The sequence below is a fragment of the Granulosicoccus sp. 3-233 genome, assembly GCF_052681095.1.
This window is the reverse complement of the sequence record NZ_JBQYLE010000006.1, coordinates 356,530-376,039: the sequence shown is the minus strand read 5'-3', so window position 1 is coordinate 376,039 and position 19,510 is coordinate 356,530. Positions and strand designations below refer to the sequence as shown.

Annotated in this window: 14 protein-coding genes; 5 read left to right on the top strand and 9 right to left on the bottom strand. The window is 54.1% G+C overall.

Annotation, left to right across the window (positions count from 1 at the left end; genetic code table 11):
• Positions 1-12 precede the first annotated feature (12 nt).
• The 5 genes from ACUNV4_RS17745 to ACUNV4_RS17725 form a co-directional block, all read right to left on the bottom strand.
• The gene (locus ACUNV4_RS17745; RefSeq protein WP_430879928.1) at positions 13-2,436 is read right to left on the bottom strand and encodes a polysaccharide lyase; all 2,424 of its coding nucleotides are present in this window, start codon (positions 2,434-2,436) and stop codon (positions 13-15) included.
• 189 nt (positions 2,437-2,625) lie between these two features.
• Positions 2,626-3,531 (bottom strand): glycosyltransferase family 2 protein, encoded by a 906-nt coding sequence (locus ACUNV4_RS17740; RefSeq protein ID WP_430879927.1) that lies wholly within the window; start codon positions 3,529-3,531, stop codon positions 2,626-2,628.
• Between the two features lie 13 nt (positions 3,532-3,544).
• Positions 3,545-4,828 carry a lipopolysaccharide biosynthesis protein gene (locus tag ACUNV4_RS17735; RefSeq protein WP_430879926.1) on the bottom strand — a complete coding sequence of 428 codons (1,284 nt, stop codon included), beginning with the start codon at positions 4,826-4,828 and terminating at the stop codon, positions 3,545-3,547.
• A gap of 62 nt (positions 4,829-4,890) precedes the next feature.
• A complete protein-coding gene (locus tag ACUNV4_RS17730) occupies positions 4,891-5,874 on the bottom strand; it encodes a VanZ family protein (RefSeq protein WP_430879925.1) in 984 nt (327 codons plus the stop codon).
• 290 nt (positions 5,875-6,164) lie between these two features.
• On the bottom strand, positions 6,165-7,148 hold the full coding sequence (locus ACUNV4_RS17725; RefSeq protein WP_430879924.1) for a polysaccharide lyase: 984 nt from the start codon (positions 7,146-7,148) through the stop codon (positions 6,165-6,167).
• A 242-nt stretch (positions 7,149-7,390) separates the two neighbouring features.
• On the opposite strand from ACUNV4_RS17725, the gene ACUNV4_RS17720 reads away from it, so the two are divergent.
• The 5 genes from ACUNV4_RS17720 (at position 7,391) to ACUNV4_RS17700 (ending at position 13,805) form a co-directional block, all read left to right on the top strand.
• The gene (locus ACUNV4_RS17720) at positions 7,391-8,164 is read left to right on the top strand and encodes a WecB/TagA/CpsF family glycosyltransferase (protein WP_430879923.1); all 774 of its coding nucleotides are present in this window, start codon (positions 7,391-7,393) and stop codon (positions 8,162-8,164) included.
• Between the two features lie 14 nt (positions 8,165-8,178).
• Positions 8,179-9,594 carry an undecaprenyl-phosphate glucose phosphotransferase gene (locus ACUNV4_RS17715; RefSeq protein ID WP_430879922.1) on the top strand — a complete coding sequence of 472 codons (1,416 nt, stop codon included), beginning with the start codon at positions 8,179-8,181 and terminating at the stop codon, positions 9,592-9,594.
• 43 nt (positions 9,595-9,637) lie between these two features.
• Positions 9,638-10,882: a glycosyltransferase family 61 protein gene (locus ACUNV4_RS17710; RefSeq protein WP_430879921.1), complete on the top strand. Its 1,245-nt coding sequence runs from the start codon at positions 9,638-9,640 to the stop codon at positions 10,880-10,882.
• 120 nt (positions 10,883-11,002) lie between these two features.
• Positions 11,003-12,358 (top strand): glutamate-1-semialdehyde 2,1-aminomutase, encoded by a 1,356-nt coding sequence (locus ACUNV4_RS17705; RefSeq protein ID WP_430879920.1) that lies wholly within the window; start codon positions 11,003-11,005, stop codon positions 12,356-12,358.
• Between the two features lie 109 nt (positions 12,359-12,467).
• Complete coding sequence (locus ACUNV4_RS17700; protein ID WP_430879919.1) at positions 12,468-13,805, top strand: methyltransferase domain-containing protein; 1,338 nt, start codon at positions 12,468-12,470, stop codon at positions 13,803-13,805.
• Here the strand turns inward: ACUNV4_RS17700 and ACUNV4_RS17695 are convergent.
• The 4 genes from ACUNV4_RS17695 to ACUNV4_RS17680 form a co-directional block, all read right to left on the bottom strand.
• Positions 13,768-15,117, bottom strand: coding sequence for a DUF4910 domain-containing protein (locus tag ACUNV4_RS17695; protein ID WP_430879918.1), 1,350 nt, complete (start codon positions 15,115-15,117; stop codon positions 13,768-13,770). The genes ACUNV4_RS17700 and ACUNV4_RS17695 overlap by 38 nt on opposite strands.
• Before the next feature lie 52 nt (positions 15,118-15,169).
• Positions 15,170-16,189 (bottom strand): UDP-N-acetylmuramate dehydrogenase, encoded by a 1,020-nt coding sequence (murB, locus tag ACUNV4_RS17690; protein WP_430879917.1) that lies wholly within the window; start codon positions 16,187-16,189, stop codon positions 15,170-15,172.
• A 146-nt stretch (positions 16,190-16,335) separates the two neighbouring features.
• Complete coding sequence (locus ACUNV4_RS17685; protein WP_430879916.1) at positions 16,336-17,664, bottom strand: MATE family efflux transporter; 1,329 nt, start codon at positions 17,662-17,664, stop codon at positions 16,336-16,338.
• 265 nt (positions 17,665-17,929) lie between these two features.
• Positions 17,930-19,258, bottom strand: a complete 1,329-nt coding sequence (locus ACUNV4_RS17680) for a UDP-glucose dehydrogenase family protein (RefSeq protein WP_430879915.1) — start codon at positions 19,256-19,258, stop codon at positions 17,930-17,932.
• Positions 19,259-19,510: the final 252 nt, after the last annotated feature.

Genomic DNA, 19,510 nt, shown 5'->3' with positions numbered 1-19,510 from the left:
TGTGTAATCTGGTCAAAGGGAACCTGAGCCTTTGGTTACATTGGTCCAGGCTCTGTTGATCAGGCTGATCTGGTCCTGATGGCTCAAACCTTCCTGGTTGGATAACCTGAGCCAGTTGTCTGCCTGATCGAGTTGCATGAAGGCATCTGAGCAGAAATTCGAGCTGCCGTAAGGTGTACAGCCCTGCATATTCAGCTTCTCTTCAACGTGCAGGCGAGAATTCTCTGTCAGCGAGTAGGCGGAATAGACCAGTAGATTTCCATTACGGTCGGATTGCTGTCTTACGTGTTCGGCTTCATTACTGTCATTTGCCAGTATTTCCAGTTCGATGACCGCCTGGCTCAACTCGTCAACAGTCCTGGAGTTCAGTTTCACGCTGTCATTGGTCAACCATTGGTCTGTTGCCAATGACCGATTGATGGCATCAAGGGCATTGTAGAGAGTAGCGTTGGATTCTGCACTGTCTATGGGCAACAGCACTTCCAGGTCGCTGATTGTCTGGATGATGCGACCACGAGCTGTCTGCACGGCATCTTCCAGCAAGACGGCTGGGATCTGAATAGAGGATGAAGGGTCACTTTGCATCGAGTCGCTGAGTACGGGGGCCCAGCAGATATCGGCAAAACGAATATAGGTTGTATGAGAAGGTGACCAGGAAGTATCGTTGCCACCGTAAAACGTGGTGAAAACGAGCTTCTGTACAGCGGGTTGATTGCCCGAGGTTTGCCAGCCTATATTGTCACGCTGCAGACTCAGTTGTCCGTTTGCCCAGGCTCTGAGTGATCCGTCTCTGGCATTGATGCTGGAATTGGTTTTTACCTCCAGAGTGATATCGAACCATTCACCAATGGGTATCTCGAAACCTTCCAACGGATAGTCGTCACCATATGGCAGATGTTGACCTCGGTCAGCGGCATAGGAGTAAGCAACCATCTTGGCAGTACCGTCCTTGTTCCCGCGCCACATCAGTCTGAGGGTGTATCCGTCCGTCTGAAGTGCACCACCGCTGGGTGAAGAGCCACCGCCAAAACCGAAGCCAACCTTTCCACCTTCATTTTTCCCTCCCCAGTCGAAGCCGGGTTCGAAATAAAGTGACTGCGTTATTCGGTAAGTTCGTGCGGAACTCAGATTGCTTCCTGCTTGTACATGGTGTGATCCGATGCTTGTCGGAATAAGCTTTTGACGAAAGAATGCGCGCTCTCCATCGATACCCGTGTCGAGATACTCAGGTCTCAGTGAGTAAGTGTAATTGCTAAGCCAGCTACGCCAGTCATTCGCGCTTACCTCTCCGTAGCTCTTGCTGGTATCTGTGATGTTGATGCACTCGGCACTGCCGAGCACTTCGTTGAGTCCCATGTCGCCACTGAACACGCCCTGCCGCTTTGCGCTTGGTTCAGTCTCTGTTGTCGTTTCGCCCCCATTCGCTGAACCGTTATCGAACGCCTTGTACTGAAACTCCAGTGTCTTCATGTGTGCCATGGAGTACTCGGAATCTGGCCACTGGTAGAGCACAGCGAAGCGATCACCGCCATCTGAGGGATCATGGCTGAACGTATGGCTGGTGGCTGTACCAATACTTCGCGTATCAAATTGAGTGCCGTCAGTTCCCATGACTTTCACCTTGTGGTCCTTGTCGGCAAAGATCTGCAAGTCGTAAACCGCGTCCGGTTGGTCAGGGTCGGACCACGAGAAAGATACCGATGCGGAATCTGCCACGAAACCATGGGCAGGCGACAGTATTCTGAGGCCTGTGTCTTCGGTCGCACCTGAATCTGGCTCCGGAGTCGGTTCCGGCTCGGGGGCAGGCTCTGGCTCGGGGGCAGGTTCCGGTTCGGGAGCAGGTTCCGGTTCGGGAGCAGGTTCGGGAGCAGGTTCCGGTTCGGGAGCAGGTTCCGGTTCGGGAACAGGTTCTGGCTCGGGGGCAGGTTCTGGCTCGGGGGCAGGTTCCGGTTCGGGAGCTGGCTCTGGTTCGGGAGCAGGTTCCGGTTCGGGGGCAGGCTCTGGCTCGGGAACAGGTTCCGGTTCGGGAGCAGGCTCCGGCTCGGGGGCAGGTTCCGGCTCGGGGGCGGGCTCATTGTCTGTTCTGTCACTGCTCCCTGAGTGAGGGGCGGGGAGAACCTCGGCAACGATGTTGTTCGTGACAACGACAACGACCTGGTCCCCGGAATCTGCAGGTGGGATGAAACCGGGTAGGTCGCCGCCTACTGCAGCGCCAAGGTCTGGGGGGAGAGCTGAATCGGTGGAATCCACCGAACTGTTTGTGTCTATGCTGATGCCAGCGGTGGAAACATCGCTATCGATCTCTGACGATGCTTCCTCCTCGGTTGCATTGATGTTCTCCAGATACTCCTCGCCGGCTCCGCAACCGATCATGCTGGCGGACAGTATGATCATGCAGACCAGACTGATCGTATGTGACAGTTTGCGAGTATTCATCAAATTAGTGCTACCGATATGATTTCTAACGAATCATTTATTGACAGAAGCCACATTTCTTCAGTGATGTGGCTATTCCCTGTCACACGTATCGGTTTGTCAGAGCGCTAATTGAATATCTGGGTCACACCACAGAAGTATTGCAGCTCGTGCGTTGTGTGAATTGATCAGTGATCGTCGTAATGGTCTTCAAGAGGCGTAGAGCTGCTTTTTGGGAGAATGCAATTTTCCATAATTGGAGAACGCACGCTTCACCCAGTCGCCGGCCTGCGGGCGTTTGGTCAACACCATCAACGCGGCAATCGGCATGGATATCAGTACAACAGCGATGGCCTTCGAGCTGAACAACAGTGGGGAGCTTGCGTTGTCTCGTTCTGAACTGATACGTCGATAATTTTCACCTTGCTTGATGAAGCGGTGAATCAGATAGGATGCACTGGATCGCGTTTCCGGAATGTCCTCATAAGCGATGGCATCATTGGCCCAGTAGATCAAGCCACCATTCTCGCGTACACGAATGAAGAAATCGGTATCGGATCCACCGGATTTGCCGAAACTTTCATCGAAGCGCAAACCGCCTATACGAGTCTTGTTGATCAGAACGTTCCCGGTGCCTGTATGTTCGATAATCTGTGCATTTTCACGTCCACGCGTGTTGTGCAGATCCACGGTGTGCACCCAGGAGGGGGCGGATTCATGGAAGACAGCGGGAACCGGACCAGCGACAACGGTAGCATCGCAGGTATTCATCATATGTAGAAGGCTATCCAGCCATTGAACAACCGGGTACTCATCGTCATCGAGGAAGGCCAGCAGATCGTGCCGAGAATGATCCAGTAACAGATTTCTGGCGACAGCAATATTGTTTTCTGGCGAATCGACAAGATTCACAGGGCAGACTCTGGCGATGCCACTGCCGTCAATTGTTCCTGAGATTTCCGAGTGTGCTGACTGGCCACTGTTGTTGACAATGACTATCTCGATGTCACCCTGGTGATTTTCCGCAATCGGGATCAGATGCTTCAGCAGCTTGGTGAGTCCGGCAGTACGCTGTTGCAGAGTGATGACACCGATCGAAATGGCAGAGTCGTTCATGAAGGGATCTGATTCAATGAAGTGATTTCAGCAGCGCTGACTGCTTTCTGTTGTAGATCACGAGCGCTACCAGTTCTCCGGCAATGACTGAAAGAAGAGCCAACTGTATCGACTTGAAGCCAACTCCGAACATCAGCATACCGGTGGCCGTGACGACCAGGGAGATGATACTGACTCGCATCAGAAAACGAAATTCCATGGAGACAACGAAGAACTGACCATGCCAGAAGCGCACAATACTGCAAGAGGCCAGTATGATCCATACCAGAAGGAACCACTGTACCTGTTGATAATCCGGGACATGACGTTGAAGCAGTCCAGAGAAGTGTGCCAATGCGAGTGTGCTGATGTACAGGGCGGAAAACAATGTTGTCTTCACAAGGTAGGTATGTATGCGAGGCATCAGTCTGGTGATACCGCTTTCATGATACAGGCGTCGCAGTGTCGGCGTGGAGCTGTTGACCAGACCCTGGCTGACGACTGCCATCGGCATGATCAGTAATCTGCCAAGACTGAAATAACCGGCAACGGTCGGTCCGCTGATCAGCATGAGAAAGGGGTTCATGCTTTGGTTCTGCGCCCAGGTAATCCCCATGCCGAGCAGGCTGAATCGACCTTGCTTGAAAAAACCGGATAGCACCTGTATGACGTAATGTCTGCCTTGCCATTGAGCATCTCGGAGGGATCGCAGGCATAGCATATTGCTCGAAAGGCTGATAATGAGGCTGACGGACAATGCGGCATAGGCAGCCTCGACAACATGAGCTCCGTCGTAGAAGAGCACTATGGCGCCGAGAAGCAGGATCTGCATGCAGACGTAAATGAAAGTGCAGCGCAACGAATAGATCTGGTTGCCAGTGGTATAGGCAAATTGCTTGAAGGCATCGAACACGATATTCAGGGTCATGTATGCGCTTCCTGCCAAAACGATTCCGATGGGAACGCGAAGGTCGGATACCGAAGGCAGAATGCCGGCCAGGACAGCTACGGTGCCCATGAAGGCGATCAGGCCGGTTATTTCAATAGCCATGGTGGCAAGGAAGACCCGCCGTCGCACGGTATCGTTCTCCGATGCGATTTCGAGCATCATCTGACGGTGCAGTAGCGTACCGAAGATCCCGGCAACAAGCGTGCTCAAGACAAATATGAAGCTGTAAATGCCGAATTGCGCAACATCAGCGACCTTGAGCACGACAATGGAGGCCAGCATGTTCGACCCGCTCATCAGAACCTGTTCCATGACACTGGCGTATTGCTTGAGCAGGTCTCGCTGAGTCAGTTTTTGCAGAAGACTCATCGTGGGGCAAGCGAATCCATCATCAGGAGAAGGATGGCTCTCAAACGTTGTGTCATATGAAGTCAGTTTCTACTCATGCGCACGGCAGTCGTTGCCAGTAACCAGCCCAGCAAGATTCCAGCGCCGTCTATACCGAGGTCAGAGAGTCGAGTGGTGCGATTGAACAGATGCAGTTGCATCCCTTCGCTGGCAATGGCCAGCAGAAACAGTAGTAATACAAGAATAACCCCACTTGCAGGCAAGGACCTGGCATGCCAGCCGAGGACCAGTGATATCAGCAAAAAGAACAGAAAATGCCCGATCTTGTAAGTTGAATGTGCCGCCTCGAGATCGAATGCGGGAATCAGGTGGGAAATCGTCTTGAAGGCCGGATCGACAACGCCGACAGTAGCAGTCTCCGGAAGCATGACACCAACAATGATACCGGTGATCAGCAGCGAGGATGTGATGAACAGCGTTCGCGATCCGCGTTTGTATATCCATATTGCTCCCATTGCGAATATGGCAAGCCAGGCAATGACGAGTAGCAGAATGCCTGCCTTGTATATCGGTGTGATACTGATGAGATCTACGGAAGCATTTGTCAGACTGAAGCTGTTGCCTGAATCACGGGAGTTGAGAACCAGAGTGAATGCCGCAACGTCATCGGGAATGCTGACGATTCTTTCGGCCTCGTATCGCTCCCTTTCTCCTGTCAAATCCTGGATGGTCAGATATCGCTTGACTTCGTCGTCTGCATCCTGAAGCCATACCATATAGGCAGCACCACGACCGTCGCTATCCGCGGGAGTTTCAGTGATTCCGAGGGTCTCGAGTGTGCCTCTGATCCGGAGTTTGCTGGAGCTCGGATATTCTCCTACGGGTAGAGGGAATGAGCGCTTGGCAAAACTGCGGTTGTCGGTCTCTCGCGTAACGGAAATTCGATCATCTTCGATATCGATATTCGACCAGTCTCCGGCACGTTGCCATGCAGAGACATCGCCGGGAAAACCGCTTTCGAAGGCGACGCTGCCGTCCAGATGATATTTGATATCAAGAAGACCCAAGGCCCATGTCAACATCGTCACTACGATGACAAACGCAGTGAACGAGTAGATTTTTCTCGAATCTTGGTTCATGGATTGGGCAGAGATCGCTTGCGCTGCACGAATCAGCGAGTCCACATAGGATACTACTGATTTCCATGGTCAGGCAGGCAGGGGCGTGATCCGCCCCACACTGCGATGATTATGCCGTGTTGTCTCCGCCAACTCGATGAGGCGCTCTATTGTCGCGAATGTCTGATGATCGTGGCAGAATCGAAGAGAAGGTGAATCGGGTGCAACCGCCCGTTCTGTCAAGGGTGTGATGGGCCATCGACATGTTGGACCAGCATGTTGCCGTCGACGATCGGCATGCCGTGTTCGTCAAGCAATGGGGGCGTGTATTCGGTTGGCTGCCAGCACACCGATGAAAATCGTGCGAATACCGTGTGATCAGGCGCCCAGCTGCTGCTGTTTCCACCGTGAAACGTCGCGAACATGATGTGGTCGACCACGGGTTGCGAGCCGGCTGCCTGCCAGTGAATGTTGTCACGATACAGCTTCAGTTGATCGTTTGCCCAGACTCTGACTGCACCATCGGATGCGCCAGTCGAGGAATTGCTGGTGACTTCCATTGTGATCTTGAACCATTCTCCCACGGGTACTTCAAAATCCTGAAGCGGGTAATCATCGCCATAAGGCAGGTTCTGGTTGCGGTCGGAGCTGTAGGCGTAAACTGCCAGGCGAGCTGTGCCATCCTTGTTGCCACGCCACATCAATCGTGCCGAGAATCCATCCTGATACAGGTTTCCGCCCGTTGGAGTTGAGCCGCCGCCCAGTCCAAAGCCGAGTTTGCCTCCTTCATTCTTGCCACCCCAGTCGAAGTCCGGTTCAAGGTAGACCGACTGCGTGATGGAGTAGGTACGTGAAGGTGCGAGTACACCTTTGCCGACGACATGAATCGAGCCTTTATGAGTGGGTTCGAGCTTTTGCCTGAGGTACGCCGGACCGTTCTCATCCAGACCGAGTGCCAGGTAGTCCGTATTCGTCATGAATTGCCAGTCTTCCAGACCTGACCATTGTTCGATGCTGTCCACATTCAGCACCCCGAAATCCAGATTTTCCCGAGGCATCTGCAGGCATTGTTCGATGGTGAGATCGTCAGGGTTGGCAGGGGTGGCGTTCGCATCCGGAATCCATTCTTCGCTGGAATCGGCAAGAACCGCCTTGCTGCCCATGACACCGATCAAGACCGACAGAAGGATGCTGGGGACTGGATGGCTGGATGCTGTTCGCATGGGTGCTCTGGTTCCGTGTTTCATGGGTTGCGGTAAAGCGGGTCTGCTTACCAGTTGGCGACTTCGGTAATATTGACGAACGGAGCCGTCAATTCGGCTGTAAAATAGCGACGCTATGTGACAGTTTGTTGTCAGCATTGAACATCACAACATCATAACCGGCTTCGTCATATTTCGGTCATTGCACTTGTGCTGATTCGCTGAAGATGACTTGTCTGCAATGTAGTCCTGTCTTGAGAGCCTTGAAAATCACTACTCAATTTCCGCGTTACAAACTCTTCCTTCCCGAATATTGTGCTCTCCCTTGCAAGGAAGCAGCCCGCGTCATCCTGGAAAAGGCGAGTCAGAGACAGAGCTTCGGTGTTGCTGCCCTGGCGGTCCATGGATTGGTCGAATCGGTCAATGACAGCGTGTTGGGAGAAAAGATCAATCGCATTGAAATGATCGTTCCCGATGGTCAGCCGGTGGTCTGGGCATTGAATGCGTTTCATCATCTGGATATCGACTTCAAGATTCCGGGGCCGACGCTGACGCTTGAAGTTCTGAAACTTGCGAATGAGCAGCGGCTCAATGTCTTCTTGTACGGCAGCACTGCCGACACTCTGCAGCGATTTCAGGACCATATTGCTTCTTCGTATCCAGGCGTCACGGTAGTTGGCGTTCACGAGGATCGTTTTCGCGATGCCACTGCCGAAGAAGACGCCGCTGACATTGAACGAATCAACGCCAGTGGCGCTCATATCGTACTGGTGGGACGTGGTTGCCCGCGCCAGGAGCACTGGGTTGCCGATCACGTTGGCAAGGTCGACTCGGCCATGCTGGCGGTGGGGGCTGCGTTTGACTACCACGCCGGAAAGTTGAAAAGGGCGCCGATGTGGGTGCAGAAGTACGGGTTGGAATGGTTGTTCAGGTTGATTCAGGAACCAGGACGGTTGTGGCGCAGATACCTGTTTACCAATCTTCAATTCATTCGCATGTGTCTGCGAGCCCGGTTGCAATCCAGTCAATCAAAGTAGCGGGAAAAGATTGAATGAACGCCTTGAGGCGCTATCAACAGTCACTGCGAGCACGTTCTTTCAGTGGTCTGGATCTGCTGATCATTCTGTTGAGTTTCGTGGTCTGTCATTATTTCTATCTGGACGGACTGGAATTCTCACCGCAGCGTATCGTCATCGTCATCGCTGCACTCGGGCTGGCGTACATCGCCTTCGCGGCAGCGGGACTCTACAAGACGAGCCGTACTCTGTTGCTGCACTCGGTGCTGAACCGGATGACGGTTGGCTGGTTTCTGGTGATCACCTCAGTTGCGCTGCTGGCGTTTCTGACCAAGGTCGCCGAGGATGTGTCGCGAGTCTGGTTCGGCCTGTCCACCATTCTGTCCTATCTGGGGCTGATCGGAGCGCGGATTGCCTCGGCCATTCTGATGGTCGTCAGTCAGAAGCATGGGTCGGCTCGTGTGTCCGTTGTTGTTGTCGGCGATGCGAATCGGACTGATGACCTGGTCGAGCGATTGAGTGTCAACGGATGGTCTGGTTACGACCTGGCGAAAGTCTTTCGTCTTGATGGGCCTATCGATGCCTGCGCGGAGAATCCGATCGACGCATCCGGTGTGTTGCAAGCGCTGTCGGGCTTTGTCGAGACCCAGAGGCAGGCGTCGGATCCTGTTGCCGAGGTATGGATTGCGCTGCCGTTGGCTCGGGAGTCCTGTATCAAGCAGATCATTTCAAGTCTGCGAAATTCCTCGGTGGACGTATGTGTCGTACCCGATGCCTTTGGCATGCAGTTGGTCACCGGCGCTGCAATGAATATCGCGGATGTTGCTGTCATCAATGTGTCCGATATCCGTTTGCCCGGGTCGGCCGAACTGTTCAAGAGACTGTTCGACTGGGTCGTTGCACTGCTGGCGGTCATTGTGCTTGCGCCGGTTCTGTTGATCATTGCCATGGCTGTCAAGTTCGAAAGTCGGGGGGCGGTTCTTTTCCGCCAGCATCGTTATGGCGTCGATGGCAAGGAAATCGAGGTCTGGAAATTTCGCAGCATGAGCGTGCAGGAGAACGGCGGCGATGTGGTACAGGCCACGCGTAACGACGCTCGCGTCACTCGCATTGGAGCCATCTTGCGCAAGCATTCTCTGGATGAACTGCCTCAGTTTCTCAATGTCTTGCAGGGCAGTATGTCCATCGTGGGGCCTCGGCCACATGCGGTTTCGCACAATGAGGAATACCGGTCAAAGATTGACGGTTACATGATGCGACACAAGATCAAGCCGGGTATCACGGGTTGGGCCCAGGTGAACGGTTGGCGAGGAGAAACCGATACGCTTGAGAAGATGGAAGGGCGTGTTCGGTACGATCTCGAGTACATACGCAACTGGTCTCCATGGCTCGATATCAAGATTATCCTGCTGACGGTGGCTCACGTCATTTCGGGCAAGGATGCTTACTGATTTTGCAACGGTTGATGTTGCTGACTAATACAATGGATAAGCAATGATTTTTGCTGTCGTGGAAATGCTGACTTCCAGAGCGAAGTGGGCGAAAGTCGGGATTCTGATTCAGGAACGCTGGCTGGTCTCTCTTCATGGGCTGCGCAAACTTGCCGACGGGCGGCGGTCTGTCGCTCGTGAGGAAGGGGTTGTCGAAGCCGGGACCGAATACGCCGTGAGGTCCGATCATGAGCAGTGGGATTACACGTCGCAAGTCAGTATGCCGGAGGCATTGCTCGAGGGAGAGGGCACTCGTTTTCGTCAGGACCAGAAGCTGCCGGATGGGCGCCTGCAGGCAACTTATCAGTACCAGAGTGCGATCTACCACGAAGCGTCCTTCTGCAGCAACGGCGTCACTCATGTCTCGGTATTCGACCGCCACGACCGACGCGTTCCGGAGTTTTCGTATGCGAAGTACGGCAAAGTGGTTCCGGTTTCCAGGCACCTGGATATCGATCGGTACGTTCCTGGGACCACACTGTCGCTGTATGGCAATGTGGAGAATACAGCGGGCAACATCGGACACTGGATGATCGATGGTCTGGCAAGGCTTTTTCTGGCATTGCGTCACCACGATCTGACCAGTATCGATCACGTGCTCGTCCCTAAATTGAAGTACGGTTTTCAGCGAGAAAGCCTTCTGGAGTTGGGCATACCCAGCCACAAGATCGTGGAGATCGACGTCCTCGAATGCGTACGATGCGAGCGGCTGATCGTGACGACTGCCCCTCGCGGTTTCAGCTCGTCAAATACGCCAGGCTGGTTGATAGACGGTTTTCGCCAGGCACTACTGCCAGCAAAAGGCGCTGTGGCCGCAGGGAAACGGATCTACATCTCGCGCCGTGATGCCGGTAGCCGCAAGTTCGTGAATGAGGAGGAGATCATTGCTTGTCTGGAGAAGTTCGGCTTCGAGCCCGTCGAGATGTCAAGCTACGACTTCAACGACAAGATTGCCTTGTTCGCTCAGGCTGAAATGATAGTCGGATTGACCGGTGCCGGGCTGACGAATCTGATGTTGTGCCGCTCTGACGCCTGTGTGCTTGAATTGTTTCCGGCAAGCTACGTTACCTATTTTTATACCTCCATTGCCTGTTATCTGGGTATGGACTACCAGTATCTGGTCTTCGACAATGATTCCGTGTTGAGTAGCATGAACAGATATTACGGTAATCTGTCGCTGGATACAGACATGCTTGCAGACAGGATTTCTTCGATAGTGGATCATCAGAAATCCCTGAAAACGGGGTAATAATACCTCGGCAGGACATCGATTTCAGTGGTATATATCGTTCTGGCCGCTCGCGTTCGAGCGTGATCGTATTTACGGAAATTGCCCCTTGCGCCATGCCCGTCCACCACAGAAAAAGCAGTGTCTGACCTAAACACCCTTTCCTCCAAGCTCGAACCCGGCGAATCAGAACGGGCAAGATCACGCGACTTGCAACTGCGTGCCCACAAGGCGATTCCCGGAGGGTGCCATACCTACGCGAAAGGCGATGATCAGTACCCGGTGAATGCGCCTGCCTTCATTGCCAGAGGTCAGGGTTGTCATGTCTGGGATGTTGAAGGGCGTGAATACATCGAATTTGCCCTTGGACTTCGATCGACGACTCTGGGCCATTGCTGGCCGTCTGTTGTTGCGGCGGCTACCGATGCCTTGCAGTTGGGTAACAATTTCAACAGACCTCACGAACTGGAGGTGCAGTGTGCGGAAATGCTGCTTGAGCTGATTCCCGGTGCAGACATGGTCAAGTTCACCAAGGACGGCTCCAGCGTCATGACGGCAGCCGTCAAGCTGGCACGAGCTGCTACGGGACGCACGCGCATTGCCATGTGTAACGATAGTCCTTTCTATTCGTATGACGACTGGTTCATCGGCAAGACAGCCGTCGACACTGGAGTTCCCGAAGCCATCAAGAATCTTTCCGTCGGTTTTGACTACAACGACCTCGGATCACTGGAATCGCTCTTCGATAGCTACCCCTGTGATATTGCGTGCGTGGTCATGGAACCCAGCAGGTTGATCGAACCGGCTGAAGGCTTCCTGGAAGGCGTGCGACGGGTGTGCAGTCAACACGGAGCAGTGCTGATCTTTGACGAGACATTGACCGGATTTCGTGTGCATCTGAACGGCGCGCAGCAACTCTATGGCGTGACCCCTGATCTGTCCTGTTTCGGCAAGGCGATGGCCAATGGGTTTTCCCTGTCAGCATTGGCCGGTAAACGCGAGTTGATGGAATTGGGTGGTTTGAAGCAGACGACAGCAGATCGTGTCTTCCTTCTCTCCACGACACACGGTGCTGAAAGCGTGGCTCTGGCAGCGGCTATCGAGACGATGCGTATCTATCGTGATGAGCCGGTGATCGAGCATCTCTATGACATGGGGCGTCGGCTGAGAGTCGGGTTCAAACAGGCCGCAGAGGCGGCGGGTGTTGAGAAATACGTCACTATTGCAGGACGAGACTGCAACCTCATGTATTCGACCACCGATAGAGACGGGATGCCATCGCAGGCGTTGCGAACCCTGTTTCTGCAGGAGCTGTGTGGCGCAGGGGTTCTGGCACCAACTTTCTACACTTGCTATGCACATCAAACTGCGGATATCGAACAGACCACTGTTGCGCTGGAGAGCGCCTGCAAAGTCTATCGGCGGGCGTTGGATGAAGGTGTCGAGCACTTCCTGCATGGTCCTGCAAGTCAGTCCGCTTACCGAAAACGGAACTGATTGCAGGTTTGGGGAGCTACCCCTCATTTCACGACATTCAAACCATGGCAAAGTTGGCGGGCGTCTTCGATGCTGCCAAGGTGCCGCGTAGTTTCAAGGAAAGATCAGCATGAACAAATCCATTGCCACGAACGTGGAAAATAACCTGACCGGTAACATCCCGAAAGTTTCTCCGGCCGAACTTGATGTTGCAGTACACCATTCGGTAGTGAGCAAACCGATGAGCTGTCGATTCTGCGGTACCGGGCTGCAACACTCGATGGTCAATCTGGGCTTGTCGCCGTTGTGCGAGGATTTTCTGTGTCGGAATGAGCTGGACCAACCGGAAGTCTTTCTTCCTCTGGAAGTATTGGTGTGCTCCGAATGCTGGCTGGTACAGGCAAGGGAGTATTGCTCGAACACCGAAATTTTCGACGACGACTATGGTTACTATTCATCGTACTCAACGAGCTGGCTGGAACACGCCAGTCGTTATGTCGACATGTCCATTCCGCGCTTCGGGCTGACTGCTGACAGTTTAGTGGTGGAAATAGCCAGCAACGATGGCTACCTGCTGAAGAATTACGTCGACAAGGGCATACCTTGTCTGGGGATCGATCCAGCGGGGAACGTCGCAGCGGCGGCAGAGAAGGTCGGGGTCAGCACCCGCGTGGAATTCTTTACCGATGAGCTGGCCCGATCAATGTGCGAAAACGGTGAGCAGGCGGATCTGATCATCGGCAACAATGTACTGGCCCACACGCCCTACATCAATGACTTCATCGCAGGCGTGGCCACATTGTTGAAAGCGGATGGGACGGCGACATTCGAATTCCCGCATTTGATGAAACTGATCGAGCAGTGTCAATTCGATACGATCTATCACGAACACTACTCCTATTACTCGCTATATACGATCTGCCGCATGTTCGACAGCGTGGATATGCATGTCGTTGATGTGCAGCGACTGAAAACGGCTGGCGGTTCGCTGCGCGTATTTCTCGAGCACAAGGCCTTGGGACATGAAGCGACCGAAAGCGTTGCGGAAATACTTCAGGAGGAGGCAGACGCCGGATTGCGTGACATGAGCACTTATCTGGCCTTCGGCGCCAGAGCGGCTGAAGTGAAGAATGAGTTGCTGAGCTTGCTCATTCAATTGAAGCGAGAGGGAAAGCGAGTGATCGGGTATGGCGCGCCGGGAAAGGGAAACACGCTGCTGAATTATTGCGGTATCAAGACCGACTTGTTGTCATCAACCTGCGACAGAAGCTTGCACAAGCATGGGCGATTCTGCCCTGGGTCCAGAATACCGATATTTCCACCTGAGCATATCGATGAGGTGAAGCCGGACTATGTCTTGATCCTGCCCTGGAATCTGCAACAGGAAATCACAGCACAGCTGGCACATGTGCGCGATTGGGGCGGTAAATTCATTGTGCCGATTCCACATCCCCGGATACTGGATTAAGCCAGGTTCCGGCATGTCTGCGTGGTGCTAGGAGTTGGTGTTGTTGCAATAGCCGAGCGGCTTCATTCAACTCCTTCATGCTGATACCTGATCTGGCCGCGATTGTGGAAAGTGGGGTCTCGCCATCAGACTGATTGAGTAGCCACAACAGACTCATCTGCAACTTTCCCGGATCGGTATTGGCACCCAGCGCACCATAGAGTCCTCGGCGGCCGAGCTGAGGCTCGCCATAGGGGGCGAGATTCTGATAGATGATGTCGTTGTTGCATGAGTCGGCAATGCGCCTCAGCAAGGAAAACGACTCTTCCAGCCCGGCCGCCGTCACGAAATCCAGATCGTCCTTGCTGGTGTGATATTCGGGGAAGGTGCCATGCACACTGCGCGACAGTCTACCCACCGGCAGATTGAAACCGGGCGAGCAGTACTGCCTTTCGTCGTAGCCGTAGGGAGAAAACGATAGAATATGATGCCTGTCCGGGTGAATTTCCCGGAGGCACTGCTCCATCAGTCGATCCATCCATCGAGATCCCTCGCGCGTCTGTTTCCAGTTGAACGGGCTTTCATCCCCCAGGCCGGTAATGACGAGGCCACCGATGATATTGCTGAGATTCTGCCGATTGTTGGCGAGCCAGCTTATTGCTCCGATCGTGCCGGGTACAAACACGAAACGCCATGAGAGCTCTTGCTCGCGGCAAGCGAGCCACTGGGCGAGCGCCGCGGACAGCACCATGCCGGAAAGATTGTCATTGGCCAGTTGGGGGTGGCAAATGTGCGTACTGACGAGTATTTCCTGTTCGCTCTTGCCTGTGATGAGCAGTTCGCCATAATTCAGCACACCGGGTTTGCGCTCGGCATCGATCCGCACCGTGAATGGCCCATCGCCCAATTCATCCAGCTTTTCCTGACTGAGACAGAAACCCCAGTTCTCGGCATAATAGCTGGTTCGGTAGGGAATGCTGAGCGGCTTGTCGGGCAAGGTGTGAAGATGAGGTAGCAGTTCCTCCCGTGTCAGCGTTGCGTCCACCGGCACGCTGAAGTTGACCACATGCAGATTGGAGTTGTTGGTATCGACCAGACGTATACCGTTCTGATCTTCTATCCAGGCGCGCCTGAAGTGCCATTCCTCGGGTACGGTCCAGTCGAGTACCGGCGTACCACTGGCAACCTCACGGATATCGATTGGTGCCAATGCTTGCAGCTTCACAAGCGACTCTCTGACTCCGGGGCCTGTAATGCTGCGCATGATCGGATACAGCTCGGTGATCAGTTGATGGAGCTGAATACCGGTGAGCGGTTCTGATGGATTGCTCATGTCTGGATATGGTCTCGCGGAAAGTCGTCTGACAAGAAGAGCTTGATGCCGGTTACAGTATTCGAGGTTCGATTTTCAGCGAGACCTGGAACTCCTGAAGCACATGATCGCGGATTTTCTCGGCAAGTCGGATCAAGGCAACGGCGTCAGTCTGGTGGTACTTGATCAGTACCAGTGCCTGTTTCCCATGTACACCCACACCGTTCTGCCGATATCCCTTGTAACCGAGTTTATCTATCAACCAGCCGGCTGCGAGCTTGTAGCTGCCGTTTTCCTGTGGGTAGCCGATCATGTCGGGGTAATTTTGCAACAAATCGGTGTAATGGCTGCGGGAGACAACCGGGTTGTGAAAGAAGCTTCCTGCATTCGGTAGCCGGGCAGGGTCGGGAAGCTTGGATGTTCGTATCGCACAGATCGATTCGCTGACCAGCTTCACATCGGGTCTGCGATCCTGAAAATGCGAAGCGAGATATTCGGCCAGAGCACGATACTCGGTATTCAATTCCAGATCACCGCCAATGTGCAGTGTCACCTGTCCGATGATGTATTCGTCTTGCTGTCGCTTGAAAAGGCTGTCTCGATAACTGAAATGACACTCCTCTGCGGTCATCGTCAACCATTCTCCGGTTGGTACGTGCAGAGCACGCAGGGCCACGAAGCGATCGCACAGTTCTACGCCATAAGCCCCGATATTCTGTACAGGGGCGGCACCCACCTGTCCGGGAATCAGACTCAGGTTTTCCAGGCCGATGAAATCGCGATCCACAGTATCCATGACCAGTTCATGCCAGAGCACACCCGCACTGCTGGTGACATGTGTGCCATTCCCATCGGTTGCATCGGTGTATCGGACTGAGCTGTCAATCTGTCGGATCACGAGCCCCGGGAAATCCCTGGTGAAGACGAGATTGCTGCCACCCCCCAACGCCAGAATGGGCCAGTGTCGCTGCTGGGCATGCCGAACCGCTTCGAGTAACGCCTGCTCTCCATCGACTTCCACGAAATGCGCCGCACGTTGCTTGAAGCCGAACGTTGTATACGGAGTCAGATCGACATCATGCTCAATTACCATGTCTCGCGCGTTTGGACCTCGTCTGATGTGCACCAATTGTATTATCGAATCGGTGGAAATACCGTTGAAACGCCTATCTGTCATCTGACGTTGCGAACAACAGGCATGCCTGCGCTGACTGCCCGAGTAACAAAAGTCGCAGGCGGTCAAGATATGCGTGCAATCAGCAACGGCCAGTACCTGACCAACGTCAAAGCTCTGGTCAGGAACATGACATGGTAGCTCAACCAGATACCATGATTGCCCAGCAGGGGTACCAGGGCCAGTGACGCAAGGCCGAAAACCAGCAACGAGACCAGCATGCTGTCGCGCATGTTGGCTGTCTGGGTCGCGCCAATGAAAATGCCATCAAGCAGAAAGCTCCAGACACCGGTGATTGGCAATACGATGACCCAGGGTAGCCACACTGCGGCCAGTTCACGGATCTGTTCATCGGTTGTCATGAGGGCGGTAAGCGACTCACCGAAAAGCCAGAAGGCGAGCGAGAAGACCAGTGCGGTAACGGCTGCCAGTTCCACTGCCGTGGCAACGGCTCGCCTGAACAGTGCAAGGCTGCGTTTACCCATGGAATACCCGGTGAGCGTTTCAATCGCATGCGCGTAACCATCCAGGCAATAGGCGGCGAGATTGACCATATGCAGCAGGACGGTATTGACAGCGAGCGTCGCCACACCAATACGGCTGGCGAGCACAGTCATCCAGTACATGGCCAGAATCAGACAAAGTGTTCGGATGAAGAGATTACCGCTGATGCGAAAATACTTGATGCACTGCTGTGAGTCGAGCAACCAGCCGAGCACCGGTTTGTGTGCCAGCGCACTGCGCAGCACGTGACGCAGCAGATACAGGCCATAGGCTAGCGTGATGTACTCGCTGATGAGCGTCGCCCAGGCCACTCCGGCGATATTCAGCTCTGTCAGGGAGAAGAAGCTGATGGTCAGCACGACGTTCAGTGCATTGAGCAGGAACTGCAGCATCAGCACTTGACGCATCAGCTGCAAGCCGATCAAGGTGCCCATGATGACGTACAGCATCAGGGTGGCCGGTGCGGCATGTATACGGATGGAAAAATAGACGGCTGTCAGCGATTTCCAGTCCTCGCTGTCGGTCAAAGCTGCCAGTCCGATGTGCAGTATCGGGACCTGCAAGGCAATCAGTAGAGCACCGAGAACGCAGGCAATCGCCAGGGCACGCGTTGTGATTCGCCCGGCATCCATCAGATCATTGGCACCGAAAGCCTGGGCTACCAACCCGCCGGTTCCCATGCGCAGAAAGCCGAACATCCAGTAGATGCTGCTGAACAGCAAGGCTCCGACTGCTGTTGCCGCTATCCATTCCGGAGAGCCCATGCGGCCCATGACCGCGGTATCCACGATGCCCACGATCGGCACCATGCCGTTGGACAGCATGACGGGCAGGGAGAGTCCGAGAAGATACTTGCGCCATTGCGCCTGGCTGGCGGCTTCCGTTATCACTGCATCATGTTACAGCAGTCCCGGCACGATCCTGCCTTGTTCAACGAAAAAGGGCTCCGGAATGATATCCGGAGCCCCTGTTCGAAACGCGACGAGTGCTGACTTCTGCCAGCGTTGTGGCTGCGTGCCCGCCGCCCCGTCGATTCAGTTCAAACTGGCGACATCGACATCGACATCGACATCGACATCGACATCGACATTTACAGCTTCAGTGTAGCGACCATCAGTACGTCATGCGGCTGCAGGTTCAGTACACTGCCAGGAACTACCGAGGACGCCCGATGCAGTCGTAGGTAAATCCCATCTCCATCATGTGTTCCGGATCGTAGAGGTTACGACCGTCAATCACCAGTGGGTTCTTCAGGCTTTCCTTCAAGGAGTCCAGATTCGGGCTGCGGAACTCACGCCACTCGGTGTTGATCAGCAGCGCATCGGTACCGTCGACCGTGTCCTGAGCAGTACCGACCAGTTCCAGGCGCTTCTCATTCGGATAGAAGTGACGCATCTCTTTCATCGCTACCGGATCGTAGGCCCGAACCGTGCCACCATGCTCGAAGATGGATTCGATCAGAACGCGGCTGGGTGCTTCACGCAGATCGTCGGTATTGGGCTTGAATGACAGTCCCCAGACTGCGAATTTCTTGCCTTCGATGTTGTTGTCGAAATGCTTCATCAGTTTTTCGAACAACACATGCTTCTGGCGATCATTGACGCTGTCAACGGCCTGCAGCAATTGGGCCTCGTAGTTGTTCTCGCGCGACGTGGCAATCAGCGCCTTGACGTCTTTCGGGAAGCACGATCCGCCATAGCCACAGCCAGGGTAGATGAAGTGGTAACCGATACGCGGATCGGAACCGATGCCGACACGGACATCTTCGATGTCGGCGCCCAGTCGATCGGCAATGTTGGACAACTCGTTCATGAAGCTGATCTTGGTGGCCAGCAGCGAGTTGGCCGCGTATTTGGTGAGCTCGGAAGACTTGCGGCTCATGAAGATCAGACGGTCACGGCGATTACGGCAGAACGGCGCATACAGCTCACGCATCACTTCCGTGGCATGCTCATCGTCGGTACCGATGACGATGCGATCCGGCTTCATGAAATCTTCAATGGCCGCGCCTTCCTTCAGGAATTCCGGGTTGGAGATGACGGCGTAGTCGATGGTTTCGTTACGCGCAGCAAGGCCTTCGGCAATGACTTTCTCAACCATGTCGCCGGTGCCTACCGGTACGGTTGACTTGTTGACGACAATCTTGGACTCGGTCATGCGATCGGCAATGGTCTTGGCAACAGCAGCGACGTATTGCATGTCTGCCGAACCATCTTCACCCGGTGGTGTGCCAACGGCTATGAACTGGACTTCACTGTGGGCAACGGCCCGGTCCATGTCGGTGGTGAAATCGAGGCGTTCAGCTTCCACATTGCGCTTGATGACGTCATCCAGACCCGGTTCGAAAATCGGGATGATTCCCTTGCGCAGATTGGCTACCTTGGTTTCGTCGACATCAACGCACAGTACCTCGTTGCCGACATCCGCAATCAGTGCGCCTGTCACCAGGCCCACATAGCCGGAGCCGTAAATCGTTACTTTCATTATTATTCCTGAATTGTGGCAGTCACTGACTGCCTTTCCACTACATTGAAAAGAAAAAAGTACTCGCTTATCGGCGCCTCAAGGCAGCACGATGAGATCGGGAGAATTCGGGTTGTTGGTTGCGCGAACCGTGCCAGTGAAAAACCTTGATCCGGTTTTGCCAGATGAGAAAAGTCAGGGGGGATTATAGTGTCCAACGCGGGTAATGGTAATGAGTAGCCGTCAACATCTTGATGAGATGTGAGCAACGCA

Bases quoted from the DNA above. Each gene is read 5' to 3' on its own strand.
- ACUNV4_RS17745 (WP_430879928.1), bottom strand. From the start codon at position 2,436: ATGAATACTCGCAAACTGTCACATACGATCAGTCTGGTCTGCATGATC.
- ACUNV4_RS17740 (WP_430879927.1), bottom strand. From the start codon at position 3,531: ATGAACGACTCTGCCATTTCGATCGGTGTCATCACTCTGCAACAGCGT.
- ACUNV4_RS17735 (WP_430879926.1), bottom strand. From the start codon at position 4,828: ATGAGTCTTCTGCAAAAACTGACTCAGCGAGACCTGCTCAAGCAATAC.
- ACUNV4_RS17725 (WP_430879924.1), bottom strand. From the start codon at position 7,148: ATGCGAACAGCATCCAGCCATCCAGTCCCCAGCATCCTTCTGTCGGTC.
- ACUNV4_RS17715 (WP_430879922.1), top strand. From the start codon at position 8,179: ATGAACGCCTTGAGGCGCTATCAACAGTCACTGCGAGCACGTTCTTTC.
- ACUNV4_RS17710 (WP_430879921.1), top strand. From the start codon at position 9,638: ATGATTTTTGCTGTCGTGGAAATGCTGACTTCCAGAGCGAAGTGGGCG.
- ACUNV4_RS17700 (WP_430879919.1), top strand. From the start codon at position 12,468: ATGAACAAATCCATTGCCACGAACGTGGAAAATAACCTGACCGGTAAC.
- ACUNV4_RS17695 (WP_430879918.1), bottom strand. From the start codon at position 15,117: ATGAGCAATCCATCAGAACCGCTCACCGGTATTCAGCTCCATCAACTG.
- murB (WP_430879917.1), bottom strand. From the start codon at position 16,189: ATGGTAATTGAGCATGATGTCGATCTGACTCCGTATACAACGTTCGGC.
- ACUNV4_RS17680 (WP_430879915.1), bottom strand. From the start codon at position 19,258: ATGAAAGTAACGATTTACGGCTCCGGCTATGTGGGCCTGGTGACAGGC.